This window comes from Clostridia bacterium, assembly GCA_035561135.1.
Lineage (GTDB): Bacteria > Acidobacteriota > Terriglobia > Terriglobales > Acidobacteriaceae > DATMYA01.
The window spans coordinates 116889-126971 of sequence record DATMYA010000008.1 but is presented as its reverse complement, the minus strand read 5'-3'; the positions used below and the strand labels follow the sequence as shown (position 1 = coordinate 126971).

The window sequence follows — 10083 nt, the reverse complement described above, 5'->3', positions numbered from 1 at the left end:
CGCTCCAAGAATGTGTTGTAGGATGTGTCCGCAGCACATGAACTACAGAGTCACCTTCTCAGCCATCCACGGTGACGCCACTCGGGCACGTTTCGAGCTACAGTGTGCTACAGCTCCTCCCCCAAAAAAGTGAGAATTAGGAGCAAGAGTTTGTCAGAACCTTCTGAACATGACTGCTGCATTCCGTTTACTCCAACCCCAGAGCAGGATAAGGTCATCAAAGCATCCGCCGAATCAAGGCTGTTGGTCGATGCGGCTGCAGGAACCGGCAAGACCGCAGTAGCATGTGCACGCGTCGCGCACCTCATCCAGAATTGTGGGGTTGAACCGACCAATCTGTGGCTAATCAGCTTTACTCGCCCAGCCGTCGCCGAGATTCGAAAGAGGATTTTCGATTATGTGGGGGGTGCCGCCTACTCGATTAAGATTGCGACTCTAGATCAACAAGCTTTCCAGATTGTGCAGGGCTTTCAATCTTCGAAAGAACAAAGAATTTTTGAAAGTTATGAACTTACGATTGAGAAGGCGATCGAGCTTCTCGTAAACGCACGACCTGAAGTCAGAGAGGCCATTGGTTTTCTTGAGCACGTAATTGTCGATGAAGCCCAGGACGTAGTTGGGAGACGGGCAGAGTTGCTGTTGAATGTCGTGAATCTTCTTGGAAAGTCTTGTGGAGTTTCGATATTCTTCGATCCTGCTCAAGCAATTTATCAGTTTAGCGAACCTCCCCAACAGCGTTTCACCCTCCCCGAAGTGCTTCGAAACAGTAAGACACTAAAGTTTACTGAATCGCGTTTAACAAAGGTCCACCGTACGAGCTCTGCCAAACTGCTTTCGATATTTGAACAAACGCGCGTGACTGTTTTGAGCGCCAAACTGCCGGGGGAAAGCAAATTTTCGAAGGTGAAAGAAGACATCAAGACGTTTGCGGACTCAGAACTCGGAAAGGAATTTCTGCAGGGAGTGGAGGCTAGTGAAGATCTGCTCGTACTGTTCAGAAGCCGGGGTGAAGTTCTTAAAGCATCTTCGCTGCTTTCAGGTGCAGAGACCAAACACCGGGTGCGAATTTCAGGATACCCTTCGTGTGTGCACCCATGGGTGGCACTACTGTTTTGGGACTATTGCGAGCGACAGATAACGAGATCTACCTTCGAAGGTCTCGTCCGCAAGCGAATGTCTTCGGCGCTTGCCAGCGGTCACTCAGAAGTTATCTGGGCATTACTCAAGAGAGTGGCCCAGGAGAGTAAAGATCTCGTAAATATTCATCAGTTGCGAAGAGTGCTTTCGAGGCCGAGACCACCAATCGATTTCACGAGTCCGGACGTCGGCAGCACAGGACCGATCATTGGGACGATTCACGCCTCGAAGGGCCGTGAAGCGGATGACGTACATCTGCACTTTAACGATGATGATGATCGAGAATGTTCTAGCCTAGACGAAGAGGCGAGCGTTCTTTTCGTAGGGGCTACGCGAGCGCGCAAGTCGCTCAAGATAGGAAACGGTTTTAAATGGATGCGGACACTTAAACCGTCTGGCAGGGCATTTCACGTCGATTATGCGAAGTCGCATCCGGCATCTGTCGAGATTGGCATGAATGGAGACGTCGATCCGCTGGGACAAGCTTCTCAGTCGCTTTACAAGAATGCCGAAGAAGCGATAGCGAGCCAAACTGTTCTTTCCCAATTGTCCGGATCAGTGTTCAAGCTCAGCGCGCAAACTGACAGGGAAAAAGACTTTCGATACCGGCTCATTTACAACGAGACGGTGGTCGGGCATCTTAGCGACGTTGTGAATAAGGAACTCTTCTTCGTAGGAAGAAAAGTGAACAGCAAGACCAAGTTGCGCCCAAGCCCCAACATCTACGACGTGTGGTCAGTTGGAGTCAGGTCTATTGTGCTTGCACCCGAAAATACCGGCTTACAGTCGTTGCTGCCGCCCTTCAACGAGAGTGGCATTATGCTTGCGCCCGTGCCCTGCGCATTCCCGACAGTTCGATTTTATTCCTATGGAGGCAAGCGAAAGTGAGCGCAACCCCTCGAAAGTCTTTAGTTCAGCGGCTTGAAGCTGATCTTGTCGGCCCGCACAGCGACAGCGAGATACTGGCGGACCGACCAAACGATGTTTATCTCACCGGTATACTGTTTCCCCAAGCGACGACGGTTTCAGATGAGGAGAATGAAAGCCTCCAGTCTGGTAATGGTGATGACGAAAACTCGACCGCTTCAGATGCAGCACCGCTAGACCGTACAACTAGACCGGCATCTGCTGGAATTTCGTTCGCGATTGCGACGGACGCCCTCCCAATCTCGGCGACGCTCGAATGCGCAACTTACGAGCGAGTCCTTGAGGCCGTTGTGGATGGGAAAGAGCGGTATGGCTGGAAGCGCCATCAACATCGAACAACTATTCCTGTTCTCCTCAATTCCCGGAGCGCGAGTATCCCGTCCTCCAAAACAGGAATTCCAAATTTAGAGCTCTACTACAACAAGGCAGAGTGGAAGGATGGAACTCTTGTCACGATGGCGGTAATCAACGCCAACAAATCAAAGAAGGGTGATTCAAAAGACGATACCACTGCTAAATGCCTTTATCAGGTAAAGCTGACAATAAAGGCCGGGAAAGCACAAAAACTTATTGCGCGCCCGTCGAATATTTCCGGTGAGGACGACGATGCGAAGACGGCAAGACTTCTGTATCGAAATGCACGGGAGTATGCGACCGGACACACGTGTTCAGCTGATTGGCGAGAATTGCCAGACGGGTCCGCTGAGTGGGTTTCCACATCCTGGATTCCACAGCAGCTCGTTCCTTCAGTAAGCATGGATGGGCATAAGTGTTTTGAGGTTCTTAAGAACACTTCAACTGTCTCACCGCTTTCGGCTGATTGGCTCTCCAATGCGTCAGACGCAGAGCTGCAGAAAGCACTTCCACTCCTTCCCAAGTGCTACCGTGCCTGGATTTCAAGTCTCTCGACAGAGGGCTTGGATGGCGAAATGTTACAGCAGGCAAAGCGACACATTTCCGATTGTGAGAAGACTGCCTTCCGAATCGAAGCGGGAATCGATCTTCTAATGAAAGACCAAACTGCGCGTGTCGCGTTCAAGCTGGCAAACCGGGCAATGAACACGCAACGGATTTGGACGGATGAAGAGAAGAAGCCCTTGCAGTGGCGTCCTTTTCAGCTCGCTTTCATACTCTTGAACATCCCGTCTCTATGCAAAGACGATCACCCCGAGCGAGAAATCATGGATCTCCTTTGGTTCCCAACAGGCGGTGGAAAAACCGAAGCATACTTGGGAATTCTCGCTTTCTTGCTGTTTTTCAGGAGAATGCGTCGGAAGTTGCCCGATGAGGGCGCTGGGGTAGCGTGCATTATGCGATATACGCTGCGACTGCTCACGACTCAGCAGTACGAGCGAGCGGCCGCTTTGATTCTGGCATGCGAGCTCATTCGCCTCGACAAACCCCAGTTGCTTGGGGCAAAGGCTCGGTTTGGGATCGGAATGTGGGTCGGAAGCGACTCCGTGCCAAACGATTATGAGACAGCTAAAGCCAATTACTTTTCCGGTGATCCCAGCAAGGCGTCAGCCGTTCAGCTGACTACCTGTCCATCCTGCAGGAAGAAACTGACTTGGACTCCAGATGATGCGCAATCTTTGTTCGTAGTGCGCTGCACGAATGCAGAATGCGCGTTGGGGCAACTGTCGAACTTGCCAGTGTGGACTGTGGATGATGCCGTATACCGGCAACTGCCTTCATTACTCGTCGGTACCGTCGACAAATTCGCTCAGATTGTCAGAAATCCCGACTGCGGAGTTCTGTTTGGCAGAGGCGCAGTTTCATCTCCTGACCTCATTATTCAAGATGAGCTGCACCTGATCTCGGGGCCGCTCGGAACGATGGCGGGCCTTTACGAAGTTGCAATCGACAAACTCTGTTCACGCCGGGTCATCGACGGAAAAGTCTCGAGCTCAAAGCCAAAGATAATTGGTTCAACGGCGACGATTCGACGCGCTGAACCGCAGGTCAGAGCTCTCTTTGGCCGTAAGACGTTGCAGTTTCCGCCCCCGGGAATCGATGCCTCCGATTCATGTTTTTGTGTTATCGACCCAAATTCCTCGGGGCGACTATACCTCGGCGTAACTACAGCGGGCCGATCGGCAAAGTTCGCGTTGCAGGCAACTTGTGCTTCATTACTCCAATCAGCGCAGCAAATCCCATCCCCAGAAGTCAGGGACCCATACTCCACTTTGGTCACGTATTTCAACTCGTTGCGAGAATTGGGAGGTGCTGTCGTTTTGATGCAAGATGACGTCGGAATGAGCATTGACCAATATGCAAAGTATCGGGATGAACAACCTAAGGCAGCGCGAGAAGTACGAGAGTTGACCAGTCGTGTTACGCAGACCGAGGTCCGTGAACTGCTCGATACGCTAAAAAACAAAACCGGCGAGGCGGGATGCGTGGATGTGCTGCTTGCCAGCAACATGATCAGCGTTGGAGTGGACATTCCGCGTTTGGGACTGATGGTCGTGAATGGTCAGCCAAAGGGCATTTCAGAGTACATTCAGTCGACTTCCAGAGTGGGCAGGGGTTCAGTGGCGGGATTAATTGTCGCGGTCTACAACGCCGGTAAAGCCCGTGATAGGTCGCATTACGAGACATTACGCACTTGGCACCGAACGTTGTACCGAGAGGTTGATGCGACAAGCGTCACACCTTTCGCTTCACGAGCGCGAGACCGAGCTCTTCATGCTCCTCTGGTTGCGCTAATACGACACTTCGTTGCAGAGATGCGCGACAATCCGCAACTTCGCAAAAATTACGAAGAAGCCATCGACAGTTTTGTGCAACTGGTTGTTGACCGGTCAGACTTGGCGAGCCAAGGAGAGGAAACGAGTGGAACTGCAGCCGATCTCAAAAAAATCCTCACCCGTTGGGCTGAACGCATTGGGCTCAAACGTTATTGGAACGACTACAAACTGAAGGAGAGCCTCCTAATTAGTGCCGAACGTGCTGCGGAACTGAGAGCTTGCGGACGAGCACCCGGCGAATGCTGGCCGACGCCAAACAGCTTGCGAAATGTAGAGCCTGGGACGCCGTTCATGTTGACGGAGCGCTTGGCGCCTGAGGAAGAACTTCCAAGCTATGCGAAGGGGGCAAAAAGTGGCAAATAACCAACTTGGAAAGCTTCGGAGAAGCTCTGTCGTATCAACTTTTGGTCCGGGCGCAATTGTCGATTTCAGAGCAGACGGCGCTCCGGTATCAGGTGTTGCCGCAGGGCTCGAGGCGTGGGACGAACGCGCCAAACCAGCTGGACTTAAAAATAAGCAGGTAATCACAGAGCCGAGACTGCAAAGAAAGCTGAAGGTTCTCGGTTTCCGACTTCCACCAGTGGCACTCTCGGACGACGATCCCTCAACACTAGTGGGAGTACGATTTCCGGACTGGTTGCATTGTCCTGGGTGTCATAGGATCCGCCCTAGCTTAAGATGGGGCAAAGTAATGGGCAAAGCATTTCGTTTTTGCCCTGACTGCAGCAACGAGCTTGGAGGAGAGAAACGAATTTTCGTAATCCCCGTTCGCTTCGTGGCTGCGTGCGAATATGGGCATCTTGAGGAGTTCCCCTGGGACGCATGGGTGGCGCATAAGGAAGGATGCCAAAATCGCAAGAATCTGATTTTGAAGTCCGAAGCTGCTGGATTGGCAGGCCTGACTCTTCGTTGTCCGAGCTGTAAAGCCAGTAAGAGCATGGATGGTATTTTCCGGAAATCGGAATTTATCTTTCCATGCCGAGGGAGACGGCCGTGGTTGTCCAGTCCAGAGGATTGCAATGGCGGCCGACTCGTAGCCATGCAACGCGGCGCCTCGAATCTGTATTTCCCACTTACACAGTCCGCGCTCAGCATTCCCCCGTGGTCCGATACTTTGCAAGAAATGCTCGGAACATTTTGGGGACCTCTGGTAGCTACCGAACCTGCACAGCGCGCCAATCAGATTGAGTGGCTAAAACAAACCGGACCGCTGTCAGATATCCCGATGTCATCCGCTGAGATTGCGAATGCGCTGGAACTCCGAATTCAACAACTGGAGAGCAGCTCTGAAGACCTTCGAGTGGACGAATACTTGCGGTTTTCCGCAGAGCCCGATGCTTTTAGCAATTCAGGAGAATTCGAGTTACGTGCGGAGTTCCCGGGAACGCTGAGCCCTTGGGTGAGCAAAATTCGTAGGGTAGTCCGATTGCGCGAAGTACGAGCGCTAACTGGATTCACGCGCATCAATCCACTGTCTTCTGAAGATACCGATAGCAAGAAGTATGTTGCGCCAATCGCGGCCACCCCCATCGCTGATTTGAAGTGGCTCCCCGCCATAGATGTCAGAGGTGAAGGGATTTTTGTTGAGCTAAACCGAGACGCAATCGAAATGTGGCAGAGCCAGAGCGCGATTATTGGGAAGCGTGCCTCGCAGATAAATGAGAGATTTGCCAAACTCTTTGAAGAGCGATACGGGAAGAAGCCTAAGCGCTCTGTTACACCGAAACTGCTGCTAATCCATACATTTGCGCACGCACTGATGCGCCAACTAAGTCTTGAGTGTGGGTACTCAAGTGCCTCCCTGCGAGAGCGCCTTTACGTGGACGATGACCCAGCAATGAGTGGGGTTTTGATCTTTACAGCAACGGCAGATTCCGACGGAACTTTAGGTGGCCTTTCCCGACAAGGTGATTCAACGCTGTTACAAGCGACTATCAGGTCGGCGATATCGTCATTGCGCTGGTGCTCGTCTGACCCATTGTGCATTGAAGGTATTGCCTCACTCTCGGAAGCAACTAACGGCGCCGCTTGTCATTCCTGTGTTCTGGCCCCGGAAACGTCCTGTGAGGAATTTAATGGCTTTCTTGACCGAGCTCTACTAGTCGGAATGCCTGATGACCCTAAGGTTGGCTTCTTTTCTTCGTTGGGAGCTGCACTCTGATGGCAACGATGTTTCCGAAGGCCGTGCCGCCTCACGTTTCCGCTGACCCATTCAGGTCAGCAGAGATACAGGTGTTCGAGGCATTGGAAAGCCAGCTAGGCGAAGAATTTTTCGTCTTTTATTCACGTCCGTGGCTTGGATTGTCACCTCGAGGCGAGGAAATCGATGGCGAGGCCGATTTTGTTATCGTCCATGAAAGACTCGGCATGCTTTGCCTTGAAGTGAAAGGCGGCGAGATTGAATACAATGCTGAAAACGATCGATGGCGCACAACGAATCGCTACGGCTTTACAAGCGTAATAAAGGATCCGGTGTATCAGGCTCGAACCTGTAAGCATCGACTGCTGGAAAAGATGCGGGCCTCAAAATCCTTCAGCCTTCCTCATATCAGAGCCCGGCACGGCGTGATATTTCCTCATTCAGAAAAGCCTGCAGACGATCTGGGCCCCGATCGGCCGTTAACCATTTTTTGCTTCACTGATCAGTTCGCCAAAGTCGGAGCTTGGGTTGCGCAGAGGATGGGGATTGGAACACCGCTCGGTGCACCGGAACAGCCACTGACAGCCCTTGGGGTCAAAGCTTTTGTCAACTCGCTTGCTCGAAGCTTTCAATTGAGGGTCCCGGCGGTCGTCGAGATTCGGCGTGAAGAAAAAGAGATAGATTATCTTTCGACCGAGCAATTCTGGATTCTTGACTTCCTGTCTAATCATCCGCGTTGCGCGGTCTCAGGGCCTGCTGGAACTGGTAAGACGGTACTTGCAATTGAGAAGGCGGTGCGGTGCGCAGAATATTGCCTTGAGACCATTCTCCTCTGCTTCAATCGGCCGCTCGCTAACCATTTGAAAGCGAGAATAGGGAGTCGAGAACACCTGTCCGTCCTAACGTTCCACGAGTTCGTTCTCAAGTCCGCTCAAAGCGCCGGATTGGAAGTTCCGCGCGAGATCGAGGGAGTTACGAGGGACGAATGGGCGCTCTTGCTGATGGAGACTGCCAAGGTTTCGGATTTGAAAATTGAGGCTCTCATCATCGATGAAGGTCAGGATTTCTGTGCAGAATGGTGGGAAGCACTGGAGACCTGCCTCGAGCCCGATTCGCTCTTGTATGTCTTCTATGATAATCAGCAGCAGCTTTACGAGATGCCTGCTGCATTTGCTCGTCTCATTCCACAAGCACCCTTTCCACTCACAAACAATCTTAGGAATAGTAAACAAATCTTCCGCGTCGCGGCGCCTTGGTTTGGATCGGCTGCCGCACGTCCATTAGGCCCTGACGGTCCACCCGTGCTGTGGACGGAATTGGACAACAAACAGTCAATTACCAAGCAGCTGAGTGACCTTGTCGGAAAGCTGCTCGATTCAGAGCACATCGCCCAATCGCAGATTACGATTCTGAGTACGATGGAGCTGGATTCTGAGAATTTTCGGGTCTGTGAAGACCTGAAGAGGTTGAAGCTTCAGCAAGTCGATAAAGCCCCTCAGAGCTCGGTGACTTGCAGTGGCGTTCGACGTTTCAAGGGGTTGGATAATGCTGTTGTCGTGTTGGTCATTCCGGAAGGCACGTTGCCTGAGAAGGAACTCTTGTATGTGGGGCTAACCAGGGCAAGGTCTCTACTGTGCATCGTGGGAAGGCCCGAAATTCTGACCGCCTTGAAGGCGAAGTCCACCATCACTAAGTCCGTTTAGCAATCAGTTTTTCAAGTCCCACCATGGCAGTTCCCCGGGAATTTGACACTCGAAGTATTCGCTATTTGTTCGCCTTTTGCGGTAGAATTTAAAGGGCTGACGGAAGAGGGCTGGACATAGGGACAATTTTAGGACAATATGTCCTCAGATGTTCCCAGCGAGGCAACTAACCCTTCATGAGTAGCGAACCGGTCAATCTTCTTATTCAAGCGCGCGAGCGATTCACTCAGGCCGATCTCGCCTCTCGACTCAACGTTTCCGCAAAGACCATTGCTCGATGGGAACGGCGTGAGACAGAGTGCCCCCTTTTCGTTGAACCGGCGCTTCGGGATATCTTGAGATCTGGAGCCAGAACCTCTGCAGAGTCACCCAAATTTACTTTCATAGATCTCTTCGCAGGCATTGGCGGCATTCGGTCGGGTTTCGAGTCCATTGGTGGCAAATCTGTTTTTGTAAGTGAGTGGAATCCTTGGGCCAAGAAGACCTATATCGAAAATTTCGGAGCTGAAGAACCGTATATAGGCGATATCGTTCCGTATGCAGCAGAGGAGATACCTGATCACGACGTGCTTTTAGCCGGGTTTCCATGTCAGCCGTTCTCAATTGCGGGCGTGAGCAAGATGAATGCTCTGGGGCGGCCTCATGGGTTTGAGTGCGCAACTCAAGGCACTCTTTTCTTTGACGTCGCGCGAGTGATAGCTGCCAAGCGGCCAAAGGCTTTTTTGCTCGAGAATGTTAAGAACCTGCTCAGCCATGATCACGGAAACACATTCCGGGTCATTATGGAGACGCTCCGCGATGAACTCCAATATCAGGTCTTCGCGAAAGTAGTCGATGCGAGTCATCTTGTGCCGCAGCACCGCGAGCGAATCTTGATTGTCGGATTCCGGGAGAAGACCCTCTTCACCTTCGACGATTTGCGCCTTCCTGCGAAGGCTCCCGTGCTCGGCAGCATATTGCATCCAGAGGATGGCACTGAGGAAGCAGAAGAACCTTACACAACCGGACCAAGCGCGAAAGTTCATTCTAAGTACGTGCTGACCGATAATCTTTGGAAATACCTCCAGGCTTATGCAGAGAAGCATCGAAAGGCCGGCAACGGCTTTGGTTTTGGATTGGTGGATCGGAACTCGGTCGCCCGGACCCTCTCGGCCCGCTACTACAAGGACGGGTCTGAGATCCTAGTCAGCAGAGGGAAGGGAAAGAACCCCCGCAGACTCACCCCTCGCGAGTGCGCCCGACTGATGGGATTCCCAGACAGTTTCCGAATTCCGGTTTCCGATACTCAGGCGTACCGCCAATTCGGCAACAGCGTGGTAGTGCCCGTGATTCGAGAGGTGGCTCGCATAATGGAGCCTCACATCCTTTCGCTTAAGCGGCAGGAGGAAACCGGGGTACTGGAAATGCCCTTGTTCGCGTAGGCGGT

5 protein-coding genes are annotated in these 10083 nt (G+C 52.2%); all 5 read left to right on the top strand.

Annotation, left to right across the window (positions count from 1 at the left end; genetic code table 11):
* Positions 1 to 150: 150 nt before the first annotated feature.
* The 5 genes from VN622_00765 (at position 151) to dcm (ending at position 10078) form a co-directional block, all read left to right on the top strand.
* Positions 151 to 2025, top strand: a complete 1875-nt coding sequence (locus VN622_00765) for a UvrD-helicase domain-containing protein (protein HWR34384.1) — start codon at positions 151 to 153, stop codon at positions 2023 to 2025.
* Positions 2022 to 5177, top strand: a complete 3156-nt coding sequence (locus VN622_00760) for a helicase-related protein (protein ID HWR34383.1) — start codon at positions 2022 to 2024, stop codon at positions 5175 to 5177. Before VN622_00765 ends, VN622_00760 begins: the two co-directional genes overlap by 4 nt.
* A complete protein-coding gene (locus tag VN622_00755) occupies positions 5149 to 6975 on the top strand; it encodes a DUF1998 domain-containing protein (protein ID HWR34382.1) in 1827 nt (608 codons plus the stop codon). Before VN622_00760 ends, VN622_00755 begins: the two co-directional genes overlap by 29 nt.
* Positions 6975 to 8657 (top strand): NERD domain-containing protein, encoded by a 1683-nt coding sequence (locus VN622_00750; protein HWR34381.1) that lies wholly within the window; start codon positions 6975 to 6977, stop codon positions 8655 to 8657. The genes VN622_00755 and VN622_00750 overlap by 1 nt, the downstream gene beginning before the upstream one ends.
* A gap of 176 nt (positions 8658 to 8833) precedes the next feature.
* Entirely contained in the window at positions 8834 to 10078 is a 1245-nt protein-coding gene (gene dcm / locus VN622_00745) for a DNA (cytosine-5-)-methyltransferase (GenBank protein HWR34380.1), read from the top strand.
* Positions 10079 to 10083 lie beyond the last annotated feature (5 nt).